Genomic DNA, 20,827 nt, shown 5'->3' with positions numbered 1-20,827 from the left:
GGTGGTCGGTGGTCCCCCCCACCCCCCCCGCGCTTTTTTGTCGCCTGGCCCGGTTCTCTGTCCCTGGCGGTCACTCCCCCCTTCAAACCCCCACCGGGCCATGAGGGCGCTTCGGATCGGGGTGGCCAGGGGGGTCTGGGTGGCGGGAGGGGTGGGTGCTTCCGTTTGGGGCGTGGCGGTTGGGTGCTTTTGTTTGTGGTGCTGCTATCCCGGCAAGGTGTCGTGGTGCTGCTATCCGAGCAGGGTGTAGTTCAGTTCCTCGCAGACGCGGGCCAGTGGTAGGTCCAGGCCGGGGTGGTCCAGGGGGAGTAAGACGTCCGGTGCGGCGGGTAGGCAGCTTGCGCCCGGTGGGTCCCACAGGCATACGGCCGGGTCGCCGGAGTCCATCGAGGAGCGGTACCAGAGGCCGTCCAGTTCCGGGTGTGCTGCGCGGATGGCTCGTGCCCACGCCTGTGTCAGGTGCTTGGGGCCGCTGCTCAGTTCTTGGGACGCGCCTACCCGTGTGGGCCACAGGCCGGTCAGGTCCAGCAGTCGCAGGGTGCGGCGGGGGCGTAGTGCCACCAGGAACGGGCTGCGGGTTCGTCGGTCCACCACGGACGTGGCCTGGAAGACCTCGGCCACGCTCGTTCGCACGGTGAGGCCGAAGTACAGGACGCCGTGCTCCTGCGCGACGGACGGGGAGCCGTCCGCGCTCGGTGGCTGGGTGTCGAAGCGGGCGTGCGGCAGGGGGCCGGTGTAGCGGAAGGTGTTCCACCGCTGGGGGTGCTGGCCCTTGGCGGTGAAGACGCGCACCAGGCGGGTCGCGCGGTGCACTGCCACCACGTCCTCGGTCCGGCGCAGTATCGCCTGCAGCACGGCGGGAGCGGGCGGCTGGGGAAGCCGTGACATTCGGATCCAGGTGGCTAGGGGACAGGGGTCAGACGGGCGTGCCCAGCATCGAGGCGAGGTCCGCCACGCGCCGGGGGTCGCCGCCCGCCAGCAGCCATTCGCGCGGGGTGGTGGGCGTGCCGTCCACCAGCAGGTCCTCCTGCGCGGTCGTCATGAACGCGGCCACGACCAGCGCGGGCTGGTCCTGGGCGACGGTGGCCAGCACGGCCTCCAAGCCGGGCAGCACGCCGGTCCCGGCGAACTGCCAGGCGGGCAGCCGCCAACTGCCCTTGTCCTTCCAGCCGACGAGCCTGCCCACGCCGAGCCGGTGGCGGATGCGGCTGGTGTCGACCTGCAACTGCCGCGCGGCGGCGGCGACGGTGAGCGCCGAGTCGCGCAGCACGGCCAGCGCCACGACCGTGCGCGCTCTGGGCTGGGCGTCGGCCGCCGTGAGCGGACCCAGGTCCAGGCCCACGTCGGTCAGCACCTCGCGCTGGTCGGGCGTGAAGTAGCTCGCGGGCTCCGGGTGGGGAGGTGCGAGCCGACGTGCCGCCTCTTCGACCAGGGTGAGGAACTCGGATGGCGTGACCTGTAGGCCGGCCTTGGCCAGCACCGTCTCCAGCGCAGGACTCATGCGCACAGAGTATCCCGCGCGTGCGCCTTTGTGCGCCCGATCGGGAGGATTGGTCGGAATGTTCCACTGTGCGCGCACAACTCACCACACTACGTAAACATCCGAGGTCCGGCACCGGTGGAAGGTCGTGAGATGGCCCTCATCGGGGCCTGGCTACCATCTGGGACGCGCCGGTCGGCGCGCTCACCGTGCGGGGGTGGTTGTTCGATGGTCGTGGATGCCGGGTATTCGGTCCGGTCGGACAAGCCCACGCTCGGGATCGCGGCGGCCTGGCTCGTCGTCATGGTCGGCACCCTCGTCCACGTGATGACCCGGCCGTTCGACTGGTCGCTCGACCTGCGGGTGTACCGCAACGGCGGCGGCGCGTGGCTCGACGGGCTGCCGATCTACGTGGACCACTTCGGGTCCGCGATGGGCGGCCCCGACCTGCCGTTCACCTACCCGCCGGTGGCGGTGGTCCTCTTCAGCCCGCTCTCGGTCGTGCCGCTGCCGGTGGCGATCCTCGTCATCGCCGTGCTGAACCTCGTGGCGCTCACGGTGCTGTGCCTGGTCGCGGCCCGCCGGGTGTGCGGCCCCGGCCCGCTGGCGCTGCGCTACGGCCTCGGCGCCGCCGCCGTCGGCACGTTCTTCGACCCGGTGCGCGAGACGCTGTCGTTCGGCCAGATCAACCTGCTGCTGGCCGTCCTCGTGCTGCTGGACTGCCTGCTGGCCCGCACCCGGCTGCCGCGCGGCGCGCTCATCGGCCTCGCCGCGGCCATCAAGCTCACGCCCGCCGTGTTCGCGCTGTTCTTCCTCGCCGCCCGGCAGTGGCGGCCCGCGATCACCGCGTTCGTGTCGTTCCTGGTGTTCGCCGCGCTCGGCTTCCTGATCATGCCGTCGGACGCCCGCGAGTTCTGGTTCCACGCGCTCCTCGACCCCGGCCGCGTCGGCAGGCTCACCTACACGGCCAACCAGTCGCTGCGCGGCGTCGTCGCGCGCCTCGGCCTGGACGGCACGCCGCAGACCGTCGTCTGGCTCCTGCTCAGCCTGGTCGTGGTGGTGCTGGCGTTCATCGCGGCCGCGAAGGCCCGTCGCGCGGGCGACGACGTGGCCGCGTTCCTGGTGGTGGCGGTCGCGGGCCTGCTCGTGTCCCCGGTGTCGTGGGGCCACCACTGGATCTGGATCGCCCCGGCGCTGACCCTGTTCGCCGTGGAGGCCTACCGCCGCGCCCGCTGGTTCTGGTGGTTCGCGGTCCCCGGCGTGCTGATCTTCCTGATCGGCCCGCACTGGCTGTTCCCCAACGACAACGACGTCGAGCGGAACTGGGCGTGGTGGCAGCAGGTCATCGGCAACGCCTACGTCTGGTTCGGCCTCGCCGTGGTCGTCGCCCTCGCCCTCCGCCGCACCCGCCGGCCCGTCCAGGCCTGATCCCCGGCCGACCTCGTCCCCGACGCGTACCGTCGAGCCGTCCGAGGGGAAGAAGGCCGACATGCCCACCGCGTACGTGGTGCTGGTGTCCGCGATCGTCCTGGGGGTCGCGTGGGTGGCGCCCGCGCTGGCCCAGCCGGGGGTGGTGTTCGGGGTGCGGGTGCCCGGTGACCACCGCGACGACCCGGCGATCACCGGAGAGCGCCGCCGGTACCGCGTGCTGGTGGCGGTCGCGGGTTTGGTGGTGCTGGTGGGCGGTGCCGTGGTCGAGGCGTTCACGGCGTGGATCGCGGTCCTGGTCGTCGTGCCGGTCGCGCAGGTGGCGGTCGTGGGCGTGGCGTACGGCCGGGCGCACGCGGTGGTCCGCCGGGCGAAGGAGTCGGGGGACTGGTACCGGGGCAAGCGGCAGGTCGTGGTGGCGGACACCCCGATCCGGAGCGGCGGGTCGCTGTGGCTGGCCGCGTTGCCCGCCGTGGGCGTCCTGGTGGCCACGGTCGTGGTCGGGATCGTGCGCTACCCCGACATCCCCGACCAGGTGACGCTGCACTTCGGCGCGGGCGGTGAGGGCGACCGGTTCGCCGCCAAGTCCGTGGGCTCGGTCTTCGCGCTGGTGATCGTCCAGGCGGTGATCACCGCGATCCTCCTCGCCGTGGCGTTCGCCGCGCCGCGCGCCCGAGCCGACCTCGACCCCGAGGACGTCGAGGGCAGCGCGCTGCGGCACCGCCGGGTCACGCGGGCCCTCACGCACGCCGTGCTGCTGCTCGCCGCCGGGGTGAACGTGTGCCTGCTGCTCGCGTCGCTGGCGATCTGGGGTGGCGCGCGGACCATGCCCGGCTGGCTCGCCCTGATGCCCTTGTTGCTGGTGGCGGCCGTGATCGCGGCCGTCGTCGTCCACCAGTCGGACGCCACACCCGGCCCGGTCCCGGAGGCCGTCGAGACCGAGGTCGTCGCCCGCGACGACGACCGCTTCTGGCGCGGCGGCCTCCTCTACGTCAACGGCGACGACCCGGCGGTGCTGGTGCCGAAGCGGTTCGGCGTCGGCTGGACGGTCAACCTCGGCAACCCCAAGACCGTGGTCGGACTGGTCGTCCTCGTGGTCGGGATCGTCGTGCTGGTCGTCGCGACGGCGTGACGACCGGGAAAAGCCGGTCGCCGTCCGCGCCCGTGTGGGACGATGACCCGCGATGGCTTCAACTCCGTCTCCTCCCCGATCGAGCGCCGTGCCTCTTGCGCCGCGTGCTGCTGTCAGCACGCCGCCCGAGCCCTCCGGCATCCCGATCCGGACGATCCTCCTCGGCGTCGCGGGCGTCTCGCTGATCTCGCTCGGCGGGGCTGGCGCGGGCGCGGTGCTGAAGACGGACCCGGTGCTGACGGACCTGTCGTTGAGCTGGATCCGGTACGGGCACGGCCGCGACCTGGCGACGGCGGTGCTGTACCTGGGGCTGGGCCTGGTGATCTGGGCGTGGGTGCGGCTGGGGCGGATGGTGCGCAACCGGTACGTGGGCAGCGCGGCCGTGGTGCTCGCGATCACCGCGTGGACGCTGCCGCTGCTGCTGTCGCCGCCGCTGTTCTCCAAGGACGTCTACAGCTACCTGGCGCAGGGGCAGTTGGCGCTGCACGGCTTCGACCCGTACGTGGTCGGGCCCGCCGCGCTGCCGAGCCCGTTGAGCGACAACGTGAGCTGGGTGTGGCAGAACACGCCCGCGCCGTACGGGCCGCTGTTCATCCTCCTCGCGAAGGCCGTCGTGTGGATCACCAACGGCGGTGTGGTCGGCGGCGTGGTGCTCATGCGGTTCGTGCTGGCCGCGGGGTTGGCGCTGCTGTGCTGGTCGCTGCCCGGCCTGGCCCGCCACCTCGGTGGACGGCCCGCCATCGCGTTGTGGCTGGCGGCGGCGAACCCGTTGACGCTGATCCACCTGATCGGCGGCGGCCACAACGACATCCTGATGGTCGGGCTGATGGCCGCGGGCGTGCTGATGGTGCTCGACCGGCGGCACGTCGTCGGCATCGCGCTCGTGGCGCTGGCGGTGGCGATCAAGGCCACCGCGGCGGTCGCGCTGCCGTTCCTGGTGCTGGTCTGGGCGGCGAGGCTTGACGGCCCTCGGCGGGCGCGGCTCCTCCGGGCGATCGTGAACGGGGTCGCGGTGTTCGCGGCCGTGTTCGCCGTCTGCACGGTGGTGGCCGGGGTCGACCTGGGCTGGATCCCGGCGCTCAGTTCGTCGTCGACGATCGTGAACTGGCTGTCGTTGCCCAGCGCCGTCGGCGACTTCGCCTTCACCCTGGTCAACAGCGTCGTGTCGGTCGAGCCCGGCGTGTTCATGACGATCGCGCGCGGGGCCGGGTCGGTGCTGCTGCTCTACATCGCCTGGCGTCAGTGGCGGGCGGCCGAGGACGGCGGCCCGAACGCCCTGCGCCACGCGGCGTTGACGATGCTGGCCGTCGCCCTGCTCTCGCCCGCGACGCTGCCGTGGTACTTCAGCTGGCCCCTCGTCCTGGGAGCCGGACTGGCCTGGACGCTCACGGGGCTGCGGGCCGCGGTGTTCTTCTCCTGCGTGCTGCTGCTGGTGACCTACCCCAACGGCGACACGGCCCTCTACTCGTGGTTCTACCTGGCCTTCGTCGTCGCCGTCTCGGCGCTCGCGACCGTGGCCCTGACCCGGCCGGACCCGCTGGACCTGCGGCTCAGGCCGCTACCGAGGCCGACTTCCGCAGTCGCAGGCTGAGCAGCACCAGCACGATCCCCCACAGGATCGCGAACGCGCCGATCGTGACCACCAGCGCGAGCGCCCCGGTGCCCGGCGTCGACAGCAGGATGATCCCGAGGACCACGGACAGCAGCCCGCTGAGCGCGAGGAACCGCTCGTGCTCGATGACCTTCCGCAGCCGCACGGCCGTGACGATCTCCAGCACACCGCCGACGATCGCCCACACCGCGATCACCACGAGCAGCGCCAACGCCGTGATGCCCGGCCAGAACAGCGCGACCAGGCCCGCGACCACGCCGACCGCGCCCAGCACGCCGTGCGCGAGGTCCCGGTGGGTGACCGCCAGGTACAGCTCCGTCGCGCCGTCGACCAGCGTGTACGCGCCCCACAGCACGACCAGCGCCACCAGCGTGAGACCCGGCCAGATCAGCGCCAGCAGGCCGAACAGGATCGCGACACCGCCGCGCAGCGCGAACAGCCACCAGCGGCGGGCGAGCATTTCCCTCATCGCGTGCCTCCCCGATCGGATCACTGCCCCAATCGTGGCACTCCCGGCCGAAACGGCAACACGGGAGAAGGACCCGACGTCGACCCGGCGGGCCGCCCGCCGGGTCGAGTCCTCAGAGGACTGTCCTGAGTGGACCGGTCAGCGGCCGGTGATCAGCGCGACCGCCACGTCCTTGACCGCCTCGTCGACCTGCGGCGGCTGGAAGCCCAGCCGGACGATGTGCGCCACCAGCTCGGGCTCCGGCGGCAGGCCGTACTTGCGCAGGTAGTGCGGCACCGCGCCCGCCCACACCCACGTGCCGTCCGTGCGGAAGTTCAGCGGCACGTCCTGCTCGCCGTCGGAGAACTCGTCCACGTCGAGGTTCCGCGCGGCCAGCACGACCGGCGCGTTCTCCAGGAACGCCGTGAGCTGCTCGCGGAACCGCGGGTCCACCGGCGGCCGGTTCACGAAAGGGCGGCCGTTGGGCGCTTTCCCGTCGTACACGCGGGCCGTGCGCAACGGCGCGGGCGCGCCCGCGGGCGGCGCGTCGACCGGCGCCTCCCTCGGCGGCAACCCGATCCGCTGCCGCCACCAGTCCGGGATCCGCTCGTCCTCGCGCGGGAACGTCCGCAGCTCGTCCTGGAACCCGATCGGCGGCGGCGCGTTGCGCCACCCCGGCTCGTCCTCGGAGTTGAAGTCCACGGTGAACGCGCTCGGCGCCTCCAGCTCGTACACCGCCGTCAACCACGTGCCCCGGTCGGCGGCGTGCATCCCCGCCCGCAGCTGCCCCAGCAGCGTCACCACGTCCATCGGCGGCCGCACCGGCCGCAGCTGCCCGTCCGGGCCCGCCACCGCCATGTCGACCTCGATGTGCCGCCCGGCGGCCCGGTACTCGGTCCGCACGCGCTGCCACCCCGGTTGCAGCGCGGGCAGCATCGCCCGGCCGATCTGCCGGACCAACTGCTGCTGCTCCTGCTCGCTCAGCGGTGTAGTCGGCTGGCTCATCGCGTCAAGCACCCCTTCGACGTCCCCCCAGATCGGTGCCCTGATCCTAACGGGCCGCACCGCCCGGCGTCGGGATGTTGGACCGGGCGCTCACTTCGCGGGCTTGCTCAACTGCTTGTCCTCGACGAGGTTCCCGTCCACGTCCCACCTCTTGACGTGCAGCCGTCGACTGTCGCGGCCGAAGGAGCGGTGCGCGGCCATCTGGCCGTTCGGGTGCCACTCGTACCAGTCGTCGATGGGCGAGTTCATGTAGTTGGCACCCTGGCGCTTCTTCTGGCCGCCGGGGTACCAGTGCTCCTCGGTGCCGTGCTTGAGCCCGGAGTAGTAGTCGGTCAGTTCGAGGACTTCGCCGTTCTCGTCCTTGAACTCCAGCTCGCCGGTGAACAGGTCGTCCTCGTAGCAGACCCGTGCGAACTCGTCGAAGTACGTGTCCGATTCGTCGACGCGCATGGGTCACTCCGTCACAGGGGGGATGAGGCTGCCGCTCGACCGGTAGTCGTGGGGCGCGAATTGCAGCCTGCCAGTGTAGCTACCGACGTCCCGCAGGATGACGTTGCAGTTGCCGCACGCGGGGCCCGGATCGCCGATGCTGCCCACCTGGGTCCGCTCCCCGTCGATCTTGCGGTACTGGTCCTGGAGGTTGCGCGGGTCGACGCGCACGTCCTGGAGGGCTTCCCGGCTCAAGGGCGGTGGCGTGGAGTCCGGGCCGTGCTCGGCGTGCCAGTCGGCCTCGTGCTGCCGCTGCCGCGCCCAGAGCAGTTCGTTGGTCGCCTTCACCTCGGCGTGCCGCAGCGGCTCGTCGGAGTGGACCCGGCCCTGGAGCACCCAGTCCTCGCGGACGACCTCGCCGTTCGCGTCCTTGACCGCCTTGCCGTTCTCCCCGATCACGGGAGCCTGCTGCGCCTCGGTCTCGGTCCTCATGACCGGGTGCTGCCACTCGTCCATGTCGCGGATGTTCTCGCGCAGCAACGGGTGCAGGTTCTCCTCGTCGATGACGTCGGTGTTCCTGCCGTTGACGCCCTCGGTGATCAGACCTGTGCGCCGGTCGATCGCCACCGCGCTGTACGGGCCGTTGTCCTTGCCCGTTCGGCCGCCGAGCGCTTCGGCACGGGCCTGCGCCAGGTCCGCGACGTACTCCTTGACGGGCTTGCCGTCGATGGTCTCGATCCGCCCGTCCCGCATCGTCACCCGGTCGGGGTCGGTGATGTCGACCTGTTCGAGGATCGTGCCGCGCGACCGGTCCTGCTCGTAGTCGGGGTCGCGGCTGTCCGGCGCGGGGCCGGGGTCCACCTGGTGGTCGGGGAAGTCCGTCGGGTGCTCTCGCGGCTCGGTCGCGGACGGCGCTTTGTGGGGGTGCTCCTCGTCGGGCTGGTCGTTCGGCTGGTCGTCGGTGTCGGCGCGGTCCCTGGCGTCGGACGGGTCGAGGTCGGTCTTGTCGGCGTCGTGCGTGCCCGGTGCGAAGCCGTCGTCGCTCGACTTGACCCGCGTGCCGTCGGGCTGGTGGGTTTCCCACTCGCCGTTCGGCGGGATCCTCGGGGTGCGGTTGCCGTGCGCGTCGACCTCGGCGTCGGAGGTGTAGACGCGGCCCTGGCTGTCGGTCCACGCGGGTTTCGTCGGGGCCAGCACGGGCGCGTCGGTGTGGGCGGCCAGGCGCTTGGCGAAGTCGTTGCTTCCCGCGTCGCAGCCGATCAGCCTGATCGGCGTCTTGCCGTCCCACCCGCTGCGGCGCAACAGGTCCCCGTACTCCTCGGGGCTGTACGTGTGGTTGCCGATGCGCGCCCGACCGTCCGGCGTGACGTGCACGTCGGCGGTGAAGTAGCGCGGGTCGTTCGGCACCCGGCTGGGCAGGTCGCCCATGTCGGAGTCGCCGCGGTGGTGCGACACCCCCGCGGGGGTCGTCTCCGCGTGCCGCACGTGCGCCTCGTCGAGACTCGGCCGCGGCTCGGGTTGATGGCCATTCGGGCCCACGTCGTGGTGCGGCGGCCCACTCGGCTCGGGACCACGCGGCTGCGGCTGGTGCGGCGCGCCGGTGTGCGGGTCACGCGCCGGCCCTTGGTGGGGCGGGCCGGTGTGCGGGTCACGCGGCGGCCCTTGGTGGGGCGGGCCGGTGTGCGGGTCACGCGGCGGACCCTGGTGGGGCGGACCCTGACGCGGCGGTCCGCCCTGGGACGGCCCGTGCGGCCGCGCCTGCGGAGGCCCGGCGTGCGGTGGCCCAGCCGGTCGGGCCGGTGGTGGCCCAGCGGGTCGGGCCGGCGGTCCCGCGTGCGGCGGTCCCGCCGGTCGGGCCGGTGGCGGCCCGGCGTGCGGCGATCCGCCCTGGGGACGCGTCGGCGGCGGTCCGCCGAACTGGGGGCGGGCCTGGGGTGGTCCCGCGTGCTGGGGGCGGGGAGTGCCGTCGGGCGTGCGCGACTGCGGCACCCCGGACGCGGTGTCACCTCGGTGACCGGACGTCCCGGTCCAGCCCCCGCCACTGCCCGGCCTGGGCGACCCGCCCGCGCTCGGCGACCCTCCACCGTGCGGCGCGCCACCGCCCATCGGACCCTGCGGCGGCGCGGACGACGGACTGGTGTCCCTGGCCGGCGCGGAGTGCGGCTGGTCGACGCGGTGCGGCGCGTCGGGTGCCGCGGACGCCGACGAATGGGTCTGGTCGACCCGCGGCGGACTCGCCGCCGGACTGCTGCTCGGGCTGGTGCTCGGACCGTGTGGAGAGGGCGTTGGACCGCCGGGATTGTGGCTGGGCGGCGCGCTCGGACCGTGCGGCGAAGCCGCTGGACCGCCGGGACTGTGGGCAGGTGGCGCGCTGGGGCTGTGCGCAGTGGGCACGCCGGGACCGCCGGGGCTGTTCGGGCTGTGGGCGGGCGGCACACCAGGGCTGGAGCTGTGGGCGGGCGGCACGCCGGGGCTGGGACTGTGCGCCGCGGGCGCGTTGGGGCTGCTGGGACTGTGCGCCGAAGGGGCCGCGCTCGGACTGTTCGGGCTGTGCGGCGTGGGCGAGCCAGGGCTGTTCGGGCTGTGGTGCGACGGCGAGCCGGGGTCGCTGGGACTGTGCGGCGCGGGCGAGCTGGGGCCGTGGGGCGCGGGTGAACCGGGGCCGTGCGGCGAACCCGCGCTCGGGCCGCGAGGCGGGGGAGCGGAAGCCGGGCTGGTCGGAGTGGTCGGAGTGGTCGAGCCGGGGTGGCCGCTCGCGCTCGGGCCGTCCGGTGGCGGGCTCGACGGCGCGGTGTCGGAGCGCGATGCGGTGGTGGACGGGGTCGACCGGACGCTCGCGGGATCTGTCGAGTCCGGCGCGTGGGTCGACGGCGTGGTCGTGTCCGGCCTGGCGGCGGGCCCGTCCGGCAGCGTCGAGGACCCTGGCGTGGAGGAGGAACCGGGCCCGTCCGGCTGGGATGAAGACCCCGGAGTGGAGGAGGAACCAGGCCCGTCCGGCTGGGATGAAGACCCCGGAGTGGAGGAGGAACCAGGCCCGTCCGGCTGCGACGACGACCCTGGCGTGGAGGAGGTGCCGGGTCCGTCCGGCTGGGACGAGGATCCCGGTGTGCTGGGGGAGTCCGGGCTGCCCGTGTGCGAGCCGGACGGGGTGTCCACGCCGTCGCGGCCCAGTTTCTTCAGGAAGCCGGGGTCGTCGATCTTCGTGCCGAACACGTCCAGCCCGGTCGCCTTGCCCGCGAGCTTGCCCAGCACCTTCATGATCTTCTCGAAGATCTCGACGAGCCTCTTCAGCATCGGCGAGACCTTCTTGATGGTGTCCAGCAGCTTCTGGACGAGCTTCGCGATCCGCGCGGCCCACTTCGAGATCGCGGTGATGGCCTGCGCGACGATCACCGGCGTGCCGAAGCCCAGCGAGAACACGGCTTCCAGCACCCACGCGATCAGCTTCGCGATGAGGTCGGCGATCAGGTCGCGGACCATCTCCCGCACGAACGCCACGACCATGCCCATCACGCCGACGACCGTGCCGACGGACCCGGCCGAACTCGCGGCCCCGGTCAGCGCGTCGCCCTGCTGCTTGGCCGAGGCGCGGTAGGCGTCCGCCGCCGCCCCTGTCCAACCCTCGGTGCCGGAGTTCAGCGCGGTGGCGTAGTCCTCGGCGATCTTGCCCAGCTCGGTCGACACGTTCGTCCACGTCGTGCTGTACGACTCGATCACCGGCGGGTCGCCCGCCAACCAGTCGAGCATGTCCTTCAACGGCTGCACGTGCTCCATCAGGAACGACGCGGCCGACGACATCAGCGTGCCGAACGGGTCGATGGCCATCGACGCGGCGTCCGCCGCCAGGCCGACGACGCCGAGGCCGCCCTCGATCCAGTTGCCGTCCTTGAAACCGTTGAACGTGTCCATCGCGGACTCGGCGAGCGAGAACCCCGTGGCCCAGCCGTTGTCCCCGGTGCCCTGGGTGAACCCCGACCCCTCCTGCGGGGCCTGCGCGACCAGCGGGTTGGACATCAGTCACCGCTCCGGAACACGTCGGCCACGGACTCGTCCTGCGCGCGGTACTGCTTGACCGTGTCGTTGACGCCGGTCGCGGTGGTGTCCATCGCCTCGACGGCACCGCCCAACGCGTCCAGCCCCCACTGCTCCACCGGGTCGAGCATCATCCGGAACGGCTGGCACAGGATGCCGTACGCGTCGGTCGGCATGCTGACCGTGCGGGCCGCGTCGAGCGCGCCGCGCAGTCGTTCGGACAGCTCGTCGAGCTGCTTGCGGTGCGCGTCCAGGGTTTCCCCGACGAGCTCGAACTTCTCGACCATGTGCTCCCCCTCGCGCGGTCGGTCAGGTCAGGAACGATCCGCCGTCGAAGTCGTCGTCGTCCTCGGGGCGGCGCGGACGGCGGGGCGCCGGGGGAGGAGCGGGCCGCGACGGCTGGTCGTCCTCGATGCCGAACCGGAGTTCCTCGGTCACGGCGGGCGGGACGTCCTCGGCGGGCGCGGGCGGGAAGTTCTTGCGGGCCTCGGCGAACAGCACGTTCGCGGTCTCGTCCTGCGTGCCGATCGTCTCGGCCATCACCTGCTGCAGCAGCTCGGGAATCCGCGACTGGGCGCGTTGCAGGCAGCGCATGATCTCCGCGGAGACCTCCGCCATCCTCTTGTCCCGTGCGGATTCCGCGATGTCCACGGAGGACAGGATGCCGTTCGACGCGATCGTCAGCCGGATCGTGCCGTCGCGCGACGTCTCGGTGATCGTCAGTCCCTGCACCCGGTCGGCCATGGCCTGGTAGCGCGCGGCCTTCTCCTGGATGCCGGTCTCCCACTGCGAGAGCATCCGCTCCGAACCGCCGACGTCGTCGGGCACGACCTCGTTCCTCCCCCTGGTGGACAACCTCCCGCACAGGATGACGCACCGCGGAACCGGCTGGTTCCGGTACCCGGACAAATGGGCCGAACGGGGGAGGGCACGACGAAGCCCGCCCACTCCGGGGAGCGGACGGGCCTCGGGAGCGCGGGTCAGTTGACGCCGAGCAGGTCCACCACGAAGATCAGCGTCTCGCCCGGCTTGATCGCCGCGCCCGCGCCGCGGTCGCCGTAGGCGAGGTGCGGCGGGATGACGAGCTGACGACGGCCGCCGACCTTCATGCCCGCGACGCCCTTGTCCCAGCCCGCGATGACGCGGCCGCCGCCGAGGGGGAAGCGGAACGGGTCGTTGCGGCTCCAGGAGGAGTCGAACTCCTCGCCGGTCGCGAACGAGACGCCGACGTAGTGCACGGTGACGGCCTGGCCAGGCGTGGCCTCGGGCCCGTCGCCGACCGTGAGGTCGTTGATGACCAGGTCGGCGGGCGGCGGGCCCTCGACCAGGTCGACTTCGGGCTTCTGGATGGCCATGCGAGTCCTCCTCGGTTCGGAACAGGTCTGCCGGCGAGTCAATCACGTCGCATCCGACGCTGCCGAATGGCCTACGTCTAGTGGAGCTTGTGGCGGCAGTAGTCGGTCTGTTGCTCTGTGTGCACCCCGAAACGGGTCGACAACCCCAAGGAGATGATCATGGCGGAAACCCTGCACCGCCTCCGGTCGTGGCTTGGCGCGCTCGTGGTGGCGATGCTGCTCCCACTGGCGGGCCTCAGCGTGGCCTCCGCGGCTCCCGCGCCCCCTTCCACCGACGGTGAGGTCGGCGCCCAGATCGTGGGTGGCACCCGCGCCAGCACCAGCACCTACCCGTGGGTGGTCTACCTGGCCACCAGCAGCGGCTTCCAGTACTGCGGCGGCACACTGGTGGCGGCCAACAAGGTCGTCACGGCCGCGCACTGCACGGTCGGCGACTCGGCGTCCGCGGTGCGCGTCGTCGCGGGCCGCGACGACAAGAACTCCACGGCGGGCGTCGTCGCGCGCGTCACGAAGATCTGGATCCACCCGAGCTACCGGGACGCGACCCAGGGCAACGACGTCTCGGTGCTGACCCTGGACCGCAACCTGACCCAGGCCCGGCTGCCGATCGCGACCGCGTCCGACACCGCCCTGTACACGGCGGGCACGTCCAGCACGATCCTCGGCTGGGGCACCACGTCCTCCGGCGGTTCGGCCTCGCGCTACCTGCTCAAGGCCACCGTGCCGCTGACCAGCAACGCGACCTGCTCCTCCGCGTACGGCTCGGACTTCAAGTCCGCGCACATGGTGTGCGCCGGCTACCCGCAGGGCGGCACCGACACCTGCCAGGGCGACTCGGGCGGCCCGCTCGTCGCAGGCGGCAAGCTGATCGGCATCACCTCGTGGGGCGAGGGCTGCGCGGACGCCGGGTTCCCCGGCGTCTACACCAGGGTCTCGAACTTCGCGACGCTGATCACGCAGCAGATCAACTCCTAGCACCAGCAAGGAAAGTGCCGGGGGACCCACGGGTCTCCCGGCACTTCCGCTTTCCTTGCAACGCGATCGGCCCCCACCACCGTCCTCGGTCCATGAAGCGAACGGGAATGGTGTTGGCGGGGATCGTGGTCGTGGGTGTGTGCGCGGCGTCCGCGCCCGCCCTGCTGGACAGGGGGCCGTTCCCGGTGCCACCCGCGGCGTCGACCGGGCCGGTGGAACTGGTGGCGTACGACTCGTGCGACCAGGTGCTGTCGAAGTTCAAGGACGCCGAACGGCCGCACCTGGCCCAGTTCGGCCGGTGGGGCGGGTACGCCACCGACAGCGGTGGAGTCGTGATGGAGCAGGGGGTCGCGCCCGCCGACGCCCAGCAGAAGTCCGCTCCCGCGGCGGCCCCGCCGGACCACTCGACCACGAACGTGCAGGAGGCCGGGGTCGACGAGCCCGACCTGGTCAAGACCGACGGCAAGCGGATCGTCACCGTCGTCGACGGCACCCTGCGGGTCGTGGACGTGGCCACGCGCAAGCAGACCGGCTCCCTCGCCCTGCCCGGCACCTCCGCCGCGCAGCTGATGCTCAGCGGCGACCGCGCGCTCGTCGTCACGGCGTCGCTCGCGGTGATGGAGAAGCGGGTGGCGCCCACCGAGTTCGCCCCGCCGATGGACGCGAGCCTCGTGCTGGTCGACCTGGCGGGCGCGCCGAAGGTCCTGGGAACGCTCACCGTCGACGGCGCCTACGTCGACGCCCGGCAGGTCGGCGGCGTGGCGCGGGTCGTCGTCAGCTCCTCGCCCCGGCTGTCCTACGTCTACCCGGACGACGTCCGCACCACGGCGCAGGCGCAGCAGGAGAACGAGCGGATCCTCGACAGCACGCCCATCTCCGCGTGGCTGCCGCACTACAAGCTGACCACGTCCGCCTCCAGCAGCGACGGCACGCTCGTCGACTGCTCCCGGATCAGCTTCCCGCGCCAGCCCACGGCTTCCTCGCTGCTGACCGTGCTCACCCTCGACCTCGGCGCCGCGCTCGGCACGGGCGACCCGGTGTCCATCGTCGCGGCAGGCGACCTCGTCTACGGCTCGGACACGAACCTCTACGTCGCCGACGAGCGCCAGACGTTCACCCGCGGCGAGATGGCGCCCCCGGACCCGACGACCGCGATCCACCAGTTCGACATCTCCCAGCCCGGCCCGCCGAAGCACGTCGCGTCCGGTGTCGTGGACGGCACGCCGCTCAACAAGTACTCGTTCTCCGAGTACGCCGGACACCTGCGGGTCGCCACCACGAGCGCGTTCAACCCGGCCTCCTCGCAGAGCTCCGTCACGGTGTTCAAGCGCGACGGCGACACGCTCGTGCAGACCGGCAAGGTGGGCGGACTCGGTGTGGGGGAACGGATCCACAGCGTCCGCTTCCTCGGCGCGGTCGGCTACGTCGTCACGTTCCGGCAGACCGATCCGCTCTACACCCTCGACCTGGCCGACCCGGCGAAGCCGAGGGTCGTCGGCGAGCTGAAGATCAACGGGTACTCCGCGTACCTGCACCCGGCGGGCGACGGCAGGCTCATCGGCGTCGGCCAGGACGCCACCGACAAGGGCCGCGTCACCGGGACGCAGGTGTCGCTGTTCGACGTCCGCGACCCCGCGAAGCCGCAACGCCTCGCGCAGTACCACCTTCCGGGCGCGAGCTCCGAGGCCGAGTACGACCCGCACGCCTTCCTGTACTGGCAGCCCACCGGCCTGCTGGTGCTGCCGGTCACCGGCCAGTACGGCGACAACGGCGGTTCGCTCGTGCTCAGCCTGTCCGACAAGGGTTTCAGCGAACTCGGCACCGTGAGGCACCCGTCCGGCACCTTGCGCCGCGCGCTGGTGATCGGCGACGACCTGTGGACCGTGTCCGACGCGGGCGTGATGGCGACCAGCGGCGACCGCGCGACTCAGCTGGCCTGGGTGCCGTTCGGGTAGGGCTGGTAAGCGGGGTATTTCGGGGCCTGGCCGGTGATGAGGCGGTGCGCGAGGACCGTGCCGCCCGCCATCGCCGCGGGCATGACCACGATGGCCGCCAACGGGATCAGGCACAGCAGGTACGACGGCACGGAGAACCCGAGCGTCACGGCCCGCTTGCTCCGCAGCGCCGCGCGGCGCTCCTTGAGGGTCTTGCCGCGCCGGGTGAACGGGATGCCGGTCAGCTCGATGCCGAGCAGCCAGCCGTTGACGCAGACGGCGATGACCGGCACCACCGTCTGCCCGACCACGGGGATGAACCCGGCGGCGAACAGGGGGATCGCGAGCAGGATCGCGATGCCGATCAGCAGCACGGCGTCGCGGACGCCGTTGAGCGCGGACCGCCACCACGGCACCTGCTCGGCCTCCGGCACACCGCCCAGTTCGGTGTCCTCGATGCTCTCGGCGATGTGCTCGTAGAACGGGCCGCCGATGACGATCGTGATGGCGGTGAACGCCAGCAGCCCGATCGCCAGGAACGCGCCGATCATCGAGATGCCCGCCGCGAACCGGGTCACGGTCCGGGTCGTCTCGCTCCAGTCGTCGGCGAACGGCGTGGCCCACGCGGCGATCGTGTCGATGTTCGTCGCGAGCAGGATCAGGCCACCGATCAGCAGCGCCGAGCTGAGCACCGCGGGGATCGCCCCGATCAGCAGCAGTTTCGGCGACCGGAACACCAGCCCGAAACCCTTCGCGAGCAAGCCGACGCCCTTGCCGAAGTCCCTCAGCACCCTGATCACCCGCGCAGCCTAGTGCGGCTGGCGCGGAGAGTCCCGCGAACCGCCCGAATCGGCTACTCCACCTCGGCGACGCACGCCGTCCCGACGCGCTGGAACCCCACCCGCTCGTACACGCGGGCGATCTCCTCGCTGCCCGCGGACAGGAAGACCAGGTCCACGCCCAGTTCCAGCGCGTCCACCGCCAGCGCCGCCGTGACGGCCGCGCCCAGCCCGCGCCGCCGGGCGCTCGGCAGCGTGCCCACCCCGACGACCTCGGCCACCTCGCCCGCCCGCTGCGTCATCCCCACGGCCACCACGCCGTCGGCCGCGTCCTCGGCGAGCGCGTAGCGGAACTTGGGCACGTGCACGGGGGTCACGGTCGGCAGCAGCGTGTCCCGGTCCCGCGGCCCGGTGTCGCCGAGCCCGGTGCCGGGCGTGGAGAACGCCAGCTGCGCCACCGCCCGCACCACCGCCACGTCGTCGAGGAAACCGGGCTCGTCCGGCTCCGGCACCCGCACGACGGCGTCGACCTCGGGTGTCCTGACCGGACCGTCGAGCACCAGCAGCGGGGCCCGCAGCACGGCGATCCCGGCCGCCTCCACGACCTCCAGCAGACCGGGCGTGGTCTCGTGCACCCACTCGAACGCCTGCGTGATCCCGAGTTCCCGCTGCCGCTCCCGCACCAGCCGCACGTCCACCGCGGTGGGCGTGCCCGCGCCGATGGTCGGCCGCGCGTAGTAGGGGAACCCGCCACCGTCCCGGACGAACAGCGTCAGCGCGCCGTGCGGCTCCGCCCGCGCGTCCAGCCGCGGCACGGCGTCGTAGAAGGACTCGAGTCGATCGAGCAGGGGGAGGGGCACCTGTGGCAACGTAGTGTCCGACGACGCGTGCCGCCAGCGGATTCCCGGAGGGTCGATGCTCGACGACGAGACGTTGGAGCTGTCCTCGGTGGTGGCGAACAACGCCATGAACCGCGAGCGCGGCCTGACCGGGCCGAACAGCTACACCAAGGACCTGGGCGTGGACCTGGTGGCGCTGCTGGAAGGCGCGCGCTGGCTCGACCTGTGCTGCGGCTCGGGCCGGGCGGTCGCGGAGGCGAAGGCCCACTTCGGCGACCGCGTCCGGGTCGTCGGCCTCGACCTCGTGGACTACTTCGCCTTCCAGGGCCCGGAGTTCCACGTCGGATCGGTCCTCACGTGGTCGACCGACGACGTGTTCGACCTGATCACCTGCGTGCACGGCCTGCACTACGTGGGGGACAAGCTCGGCGCGATCACCCGCGCGGCGTCGTGGCTCGCGCTCGACGGCCACTTCCTGGCGAACTTCGACGCCGACGACGTGCGCGACGAGCACGGGGTCCCCTTGGGACGGCCGCTCGCCGACGCCCTGCGCACCGCCGGGTTCGCCTACGACCACGGGAAGCGGCTGCTGTCGTGCGTCGGCGGGCGGGACGTGCCCCTGCCGTTCGAGTACCTCGGCGCGGACGACAAGGCCGGCCCCAACTACACGGGCCAGCCCGCCGTCGTCTCGCACTACCGGCCTTTGTAGACGGTCAGCCGACCGCCTGGAACAGGTACCTGTTGACGCTGAAGAAGTAGTCGTCGCCCAAGCCCCGCAGGTCGTCCGCCCACCGCTCGACCTCGGCGGCGGTGAACCCGTCGCGACCCGGCACGAACGTCGACACCAGCGCGATCAGGCCCTCGCTGAACGAGTCCGGCGCGTAGCCGACGTTCAGCACCGGCAGCACGCTCGTGCGCACGTCCCGGAACCCCGCCGCGGCGAGCACCCCCGGCAGCTTCCGCGGCAGCCGCGGGTCGGCCAGGTGCTGCTCGAACGCCAGCAGCACCCGTGAGGTGAGCGCGTCGTCGTTGGAGCGCCACACCGTTGAGTCCCAGTCGGTGTCCATCAGCAGCAACCGGCCGCCGGGGCGCAGCACGCGCCGCACCTCGGCCAGCGCGCCGGGGACGTCCTCCAGGTACTCGAAGACCTGGGTGGACACCACGACGTCGAACTTCCCGTCGGGGTAGGGGATCCGGTCCGTTCCCGCCTGCCGGAACTCCACCGCGCCACCCGCCCGCTCGGCGGCCATGGCGAGCATCGCCGCCGCCGGGTCGATCCCGCACACCTCGCCGTCGGCGCCGACCTCGTCGGCCATCTCGACGGCGAGGAACCCCGGCCCGCTCCCGACGTCGAGCACCCGCTCGCCCGGTCGCAGTGCCAGGGTCTCCCGCACGACTCGCCGCTGCCGCACCACGTCCGCCGTGAGGTAGGTCGCCTCGATGCGGCGTGAGGTCCGTTCGTCGAACTCCAACGCGCTCATGCGGACATGGTGCACGTCAGCGGCGACGGCGGAACGACGGCCGCCGGACGCTGGTGCCGACGCCCGCGAGGTGCAGCGCGACGCAGAGCAGCCCGGCGGTGATCAGCGTGGACCCGTCGATCACCGAGCCGATCGAGGCGTTCGCGAGGTCGAGCAGCAGGGCCAGCCCGAAAATGACCGCTGCGATGATGGCGAACATCGGTGCCTCCTTGTGTGGCAAGAACTGTTGCCCGGTCACTACCCCGCGACAACAGCCCCCAACCGGGCATTCGGCCCAACTTCGAGGCCCAGGTAGGTCACGTCCCCGTGCTCGGCGACCAGGTGGAAGCCCACCCGGTCGTAGAACGCCCGCGCCGCGGTGTTCGCCGTGAGGACCCCGAGGTGCACACCCGGCACCCCCGCCCGCGCCAGCGCGTCGACGAACGCGGCCATCAGCGCCCGCCCGTGCCCGGCCCGCTGGTGCTCGGGCAGGAGGTCGATGTGCAGGTGCGCCGGGTACTCGGCCAGTTCCGGCACGATCATCCGCTCCGGGGCGTGCAGCAGCTCCACCATCTCCTCGGACGGCGTGGACGGCTCCTGCTCGGGCCTCGGGTAGCGGCCGACGAGCTTGGGCAGCCAGTCGCGGCGGTAGTTCCGGACGAACGTCCGGGTGTCCGCGGTCCCCAGCACGTACCCGACGACCCGCCCTCCGTCGTCCGCGACGAACGCCAGCGTGGGCTCCAGCTCCACGTACGGGAGCGCGAAGACGCTCGGCACCAGCCGCGGGTCGGGGAGTCGCGGGTCGCCGCCCATGCGCGCGCAGACCTCCGCGACGGCGTCGCGATCCGACGCCCGGTACCGCCTGATCCGCACTGGTGGCCTCACTTCCGTTGGGAGCGTTCCCACCGTAGCGGCCCCAAATTGGTCCGGTCCACTGGACGATTACCGGAAAACGACTCGAACGTGCGGCCGCCGTCAACCGATTGGCTCAGTCCGCTGGAGAAATGTCCCGACTCGCGGCGATTCGCGGCAAAACGATCCCAAAACGGTGCAATACTCTTCTACCGCACTACCTTCGGGTGATCGCCGGTGCCCACCGGTCCACAACGAAGGGCCGGTGTGATCCGATTGACGAATGAGCGAATGCCCGAGTTGCCATGGCTCCGGAATCGCGATGGACAGGAGCATCTGTGGAACCTGCGGCGGAATCGGCCAGGTCCCAGCGCCCCTGCGACCTGTGCGGTGGGACGGGCGAAATGGTGTGGCAGCAACCGGAGCGGATCCAGACGGGGTTCGTGCTGAGAGAAGTCCGCCACCCCTGCACGAACGGCTGTTCGGGCTGGTGGAAACTCCCCGCGGCGGAACGCAGTGACACCACCGGCTGGGCGACACAGGCCAACACAGCCCTGACCCTCCCAGACCCCCGCCCCTGACCTACCCGCGACAACCCCCGGACACACCCCTGACGGCCCGCCACGAGCCCCGGCCCCCAGCCCCGGCTCGTGGCCCACGCACGCTCCTCCTGTGCCACGCCCAGGTCCTTCGGACCCCTGGGCTGCCGGAGCCGCCAGTCTTACCGGTACCCCTTGGCCCGACGGCCACGCAACGCAGTCGGCCCTCCTGACCGGACACGCCACCGGCTTCCGTCAAGGCCTTGCACGGCCGGGGAGCACTCCATCCTCCGCGTTGGACCGCACAGCGTCTCACAACCGCTCACCAGCCATAACGGCACTTCACGAACTACCTGGGTCCGATATTGGCGCGCCCTCCACCTGACGGCACCGATCTCGCTCTGGCGACCCTCGACGCACCGTTTCGGCACACCCGATCGATCGCCGGCTCACGTCCGCGCAAACCTTTGCCGTCCAGTCCCCACCGGCGCTCGTAGCCCTGCGAACCGCCTCGCGGCCGGACCTCGT

General features: G+C 72.0%; 20 protein-coding genes. 6 read left to right on the top strand and 14 right to left on the bottom strand.

Annotated elements, in window-relative coordinates; all coding sequences use genetic code 11:
• Window positions 1-231: 231 nt before the first annotated feature.
• Complete coding sequence (locus tag ACFWW9_RS29505) at window positions 232-888, bottom strand: RES family NAD+ phosphorylase (protein ID WP_390384610.1); 657 nt, start codon at window positions 886-888, stop codon at window positions 232-234.
• A 28-nt stretch (window positions 889-916) separates the two neighbouring features.
• The gene (locus tag ACFWW9_RS29500; protein WP_390384608.1) at window positions 917-1,501 is read right to left on the bottom strand and encodes a DNA-binding protein; all 585 of its coding nucleotides are present in this window, start codon (window positions 1,499-1,501) and stop codon (window positions 917-919) included.
• Between the two features lie 207 nt (window positions 1,502-1,708).
• Between ACFWW9_RS29500 and ACFWW9_RS29495 the strand changes: the two genes are divergently transcribed.
• From ACFWW9_RS29495 to mptB, 3 genes are all read left to right on the top strand, one after another.
• A complete protein-coding gene (locus tag ACFWW9_RS29495; RefSeq protein ID WP_390384605.1) occupies window positions 1,709-2,908 on the top strand; it encodes a glycosyltransferase 87 family protein in 1,200 nt (399 codons plus the stop codon).
• A 61-nt stretch (window positions 2,909-2,969) separates the two neighbouring features.
• The gene (locus ACFWW9_RS29490) at window positions 2,970-4,040 is read left to right on the top strand and encodes a DUF1648 domain-containing protein (protein ID WP_390384602.1); all 1,071 of its coding nucleotides are present in this window, start codon (window positions 2,970-2,972) and stop codon (window positions 4,038-4,040) included.
• 88 nt (window positions 4,041-4,128) lie between these two features.
• Window positions 4,129-5,631, top strand: coding sequence for a polyprenol phosphomannose-dependent alpha 1,6 mannosyltransferase MptB (gene mptB / locus ACFWW9_RS29485; RefSeq protein ID WP_390384599.1), 1,503 nt, complete (start codon window positions 4,129-4,131; stop codon window positions 5,629-5,631).
• Here mptB and ACFWW9_RS29480 read toward each other — a convergent pair.
• The 7 genes from ACFWW9_RS29480 to ACFWW9_RS29450 all read right to left on the bottom strand — a co-directional run bounded on the left by ACFWW9_RS29480 (window position 5,591) and on the right by ACFWW9_RS29450 (window position 12,921).
• A complete protein-coding gene (locus ACFWW9_RS29480; RefSeq protein ID WP_390384597.1) occupies window positions 5,591-6,121 on the bottom strand; it encodes an HdeD family acid-resistance protein in 531 nt (176 codons plus the stop codon). The two genes, mptB and ACFWW9_RS29480, sit on opposite strands and share 41 nt — an antisense overlap.
• Window positions 6,122-6,259: 138 nt before the next feature.
• Window positions 6,260-7,105 carry a hypothetical protein gene (locus ACFWW9_RS29475; RefSeq protein WP_390384595.1) on the bottom strand — a complete coding sequence of 282 codons (846 nt, stop codon included), beginning with the start codon at window positions 7,103-7,105 and terminating at the stop codon, window positions 6,260-6,262.
• A 90-nt stretch (window positions 7,106-7,195) separates the two neighbouring features.
• Window positions 7,196-7,555 (bottom strand): toxin-antitoxin system YwqK family antitoxin, encoded by a 360-nt coding sequence (locus tag ACFWW9_RS29470; RefSeq protein ID WP_390384593.1) that lies wholly within the window; start codon window positions 7,553-7,555, stop codon window positions 7,196-7,198.
• 3 nt (window positions 7,556-7,558) lie between these two features.
• Window positions 7,559-11,548: a hypothetical protein gene (locus ACFWW9_RS29465; protein ID WP_390384591.1), complete on the bottom strand. Its 3,990-nt coding sequence runs from the start codon at window positions 11,546-11,548 to the stop codon at window positions 7,559-7,561.
• Window positions 11,548-11,853, bottom strand: a complete 306-nt coding sequence (locus ACFWW9_RS29460; RefSeq protein WP_390384589.1) for a type VII secretion target — start codon at window positions 11,851-11,853, stop codon at window positions 11,548-11,550. The genes ACFWW9_RS29465 and ACFWW9_RS29460 overlap by 1 nt, the downstream gene beginning before the upstream one ends.
• A gap of 22 nt (window positions 11,854-11,875) precedes the next feature.
• Window positions 11,876-12,394: a YbaB/EbfC family nucleoid-associated protein gene (locus tag ACFWW9_RS29455; protein ID WP_390384587.1), complete on the bottom strand. Its 519-nt coding sequence runs from the start codon at window positions 12,392-12,394 to the stop codon at window positions 11,876-11,878.
• Between the two features lie 152 nt (window positions 12,395-12,546).
• Window positions 12,547-12,921, bottom strand: coding sequence for an FKBP-type peptidyl-prolyl cis-trans isomerase (locus ACFWW9_RS29450; protein ID WP_390384585.1), 375 nt, complete (start codon window positions 12,919-12,921; stop codon window positions 12,547-12,549).
• Window positions 12,922-13,080: 159 nt separating this feature from the next.
• On the opposite strand from ACFWW9_RS29450, the gene ACFWW9_RS29445 reads away from it, so the two are divergent.
• Both ACFWW9_RS29445 and ACFWW9_RS29440 read left to right on the top strand, forming a co-directional pair.
• Window positions 13,081-13,896 carry a S1 family peptidase gene (locus tag ACFWW9_RS29445; protein ID WP_390384583.1) on the top strand — a complete coding sequence of 272 codons (816 nt, stop codon included), beginning with the start codon at window positions 13,081-13,083 and terminating at the stop codon, window positions 13,894-13,896.
• Window positions 13,897-13,988: 92 nt separating this feature from the next.
• Entirely contained in the window at window positions 13,989-15,851 is a 1,863-nt protein-coding gene (locus ACFWW9_RS29440) for a beta-propeller domain-containing protein (protein WP_390384581.1), read from the top strand.
• Here the strand turns inward: ACFWW9_RS29440 and ACFWW9_RS29435 are convergent.
• Both ACFWW9_RS29435 and ACFWW9_RS29430 read right to left on the bottom strand, forming a co-directional pair.
• Window positions 15,824-16,630 carry an EI24 domain-containing protein gene (locus tag ACFWW9_RS29435; protein ID WP_390384579.1) on the bottom strand — a complete coding sequence of 269 codons (807 nt, stop codon included), beginning with the start codon at window positions 16,628-16,630 and terminating at the stop codon, window positions 15,824-15,826. The genes ACFWW9_RS29440 and ACFWW9_RS29435 overlap by 28 nt on opposite strands.
• Window positions 16,631-16,683: 53 nt before the next feature.
• Window positions 16,684-17,469, bottom strand: a complete 786-nt coding sequence (locus ACFWW9_RS29430; protein WP_390384577.1) for a GNAT family N-acetyltransferase — start codon at window positions 17,467-17,469, stop codon at window positions 16,684-16,686.
• 55 nt (window positions 17,470-17,524) lie between these two features.
• On the opposite strand from ACFWW9_RS29430, the gene ACFWW9_RS29425 reads away from it, so the two are divergent.
• The gene (locus ACFWW9_RS29425; protein ID WP_390384575.1) at window positions 17,525-18,157 is read left to right on the top strand and encodes a class I SAM-dependent methyltransferase; all 633 of its coding nucleotides are present in this window, start codon (window positions 17,525-17,527) and stop codon (window positions 18,155-18,157) included.
• Window positions 18,158-18,161: 4 nt separating this feature from the next.
• Here ACFWW9_RS29425 and ACFWW9_RS29420 read toward each other — a convergent pair whose 3' ends face one another.
• From ACFWW9_RS29420 to ACFWW9_RS29410, 3 genes are read right to left on the bottom strand one after another with little or no spacing between them, the layout of a single operon-like run.
• Window positions 18,162-18,929 carry a methyltransferase domain-containing protein gene (locus ACFWW9_RS29420; protein WP_390384573.1) on the bottom strand — a complete coding sequence of 256 codons (768 nt, stop codon included), beginning with the start codon at window positions 18,927-18,929 and terminating at the stop codon, window positions 18,162-18,164.
• Between the two features lie 16 nt (window positions 18,930-18,945).
• Window positions 18,946-19,128 (bottom strand): hypothetical protein, encoded by a 183-nt coding sequence (locus ACFWW9_RS29415; protein WP_390384571.1) that lies wholly within the window; start codon window positions 19,126-19,128, stop codon window positions 18,946-18,948.
• A 38-nt stretch (window positions 19,129-19,166) separates the two neighbouring features.
• A complete protein-coding gene (locus ACFWW9_RS29410) occupies window positions 19,167-19,781 on the bottom strand; it encodes a GNAT family N-acetyltransferase (RefSeq protein WP_390384569.1) in 615 nt (204 codons plus the stop codon).
• Window positions 19,782-20,827 lie beyond the last annotated feature (1,046 nt).

The sequence above is a fragment of the Umezawaea sp. NPDC059074 genome (assembly GCF_042738955.1).
Classification (GTDB): Bacteria; Actinomycetota; Actinomycetes; order Mycobacteriales; family Pseudonocardiaceae; genus Umezawaea.
This window is presented reverse-complemented; position numbering and strand designations above follow the sequence as displayed.

Excerpts from the sequence above, each read along its gene's own strand:
- ACFWW9_RS29440 (WP_390384581.1), top strand. The coding sequence starts at position 13,989 with ATGAAGCGAACGGGAATGGTGTTGGCGGGGATCGTGGTCGTGGGTGTG.
- ACFWW9_RS29465 (WP_390384591.1), bottom strand. The coding sequence starts at position 11,548 with ATGTCCAACCCGCTGGTCGCGCAGGCCCCGCAGGAGGGGTCGGGGTTC.
- ACFWW9_RS29470 (WP_390384593.1), bottom strand. The coding sequence starts at position 7,555 with ATGCGCGTCGACGAATCGGACACGTACTTCGACGAGTTCGCACGGGTC.
- ACFWW9_RS29480 (WP_390384597.1), bottom strand. The coding sequence starts at position 6,121 with ATGAGGGAAATGCTCGCCCGCCGCTGGTGGCTGTTCGCGCTGCGCGGC.
- ACFWW9_RS29500 (WP_390384608.1), bottom strand. The coding sequence starts at position 1,501 with ATGAGTCCTGCGCTGGAGACGGTGCTGGCCAAGGCCGGCCTACAGGTC.
- ACFWW9_RS29450 (WP_390384585.1), bottom strand. The coding sequence starts at position 12,921 with ATGGCCATCCAGAAGCCCGAAGTCGACCTGGTCGAGGGCCCGCCGCCC.
- ACFWW9_RS29460 (WP_390384589.1), bottom strand. The coding sequence starts at position 11,853 with ATGGTCGAGAAGTTCGAGCTCGTCGGGGAAACCCTGGACGCGCACCGC.
- ACFWW9_RS29420 (WP_390384573.1), bottom strand. The coding sequence starts at position 18,929 with ATGAGCGCGTTGGAGTTCGACGAACGGACCTCACGCCGCATCGAGGCG.
- ACFWW9_RS29490 (WP_390384602.1), top strand. The coding sequence starts at position 2,970 with ATGCCCACCGCGTACGTGGTGCTGGTGTCCGCGATCGTCCTGGGGGTC.
- ACFWW9_RS29415 (WP_390384571.1), bottom strand. The coding sequence starts at position 19,128 with ATGTTCGCCATCATCGCAGCGGTCATTTTCGGGCTGGCCCTGCTGCTC.
- ACFWW9_RS29505 (WP_390384610.1), bottom strand. The coding sequence starts at position 888 with ATGTCACGGCTTCCCCAGCCGCCCGCTCCCGCCGTGCTGCAGGCGATA.
- ACFWW9_RS29445 (WP_390384583.1), top strand. The coding sequence starts at position 13,081 with ATGGCGGAAACCCTGCACCGCCTCCGGTCGTGGCTTGGCGCGCTCGTG.
- ACFWW9_RS29425 (WP_390384575.1), top strand. The coding sequence starts at position 17,525 with ATGCTCGACGACGAGACGTTGGAGCTGTCCTCGGTGGTGGCGAACAAC.
- ACFWW9_RS29475 (WP_390384595.1), bottom strand. The coding sequence starts at position 7,105 with ATGAGCCAGCCGACTACACCGCTGAGCGAGCAGGAGCAGCAGCAGTTG.
- ACFWW9_RS29495 (WP_390384605.1), top strand. The coding sequence starts at position 1,709 with ATGGTCGTGGATGCCGGGTATTCGGTCCGGTCGGACAAGCCCACGCTC.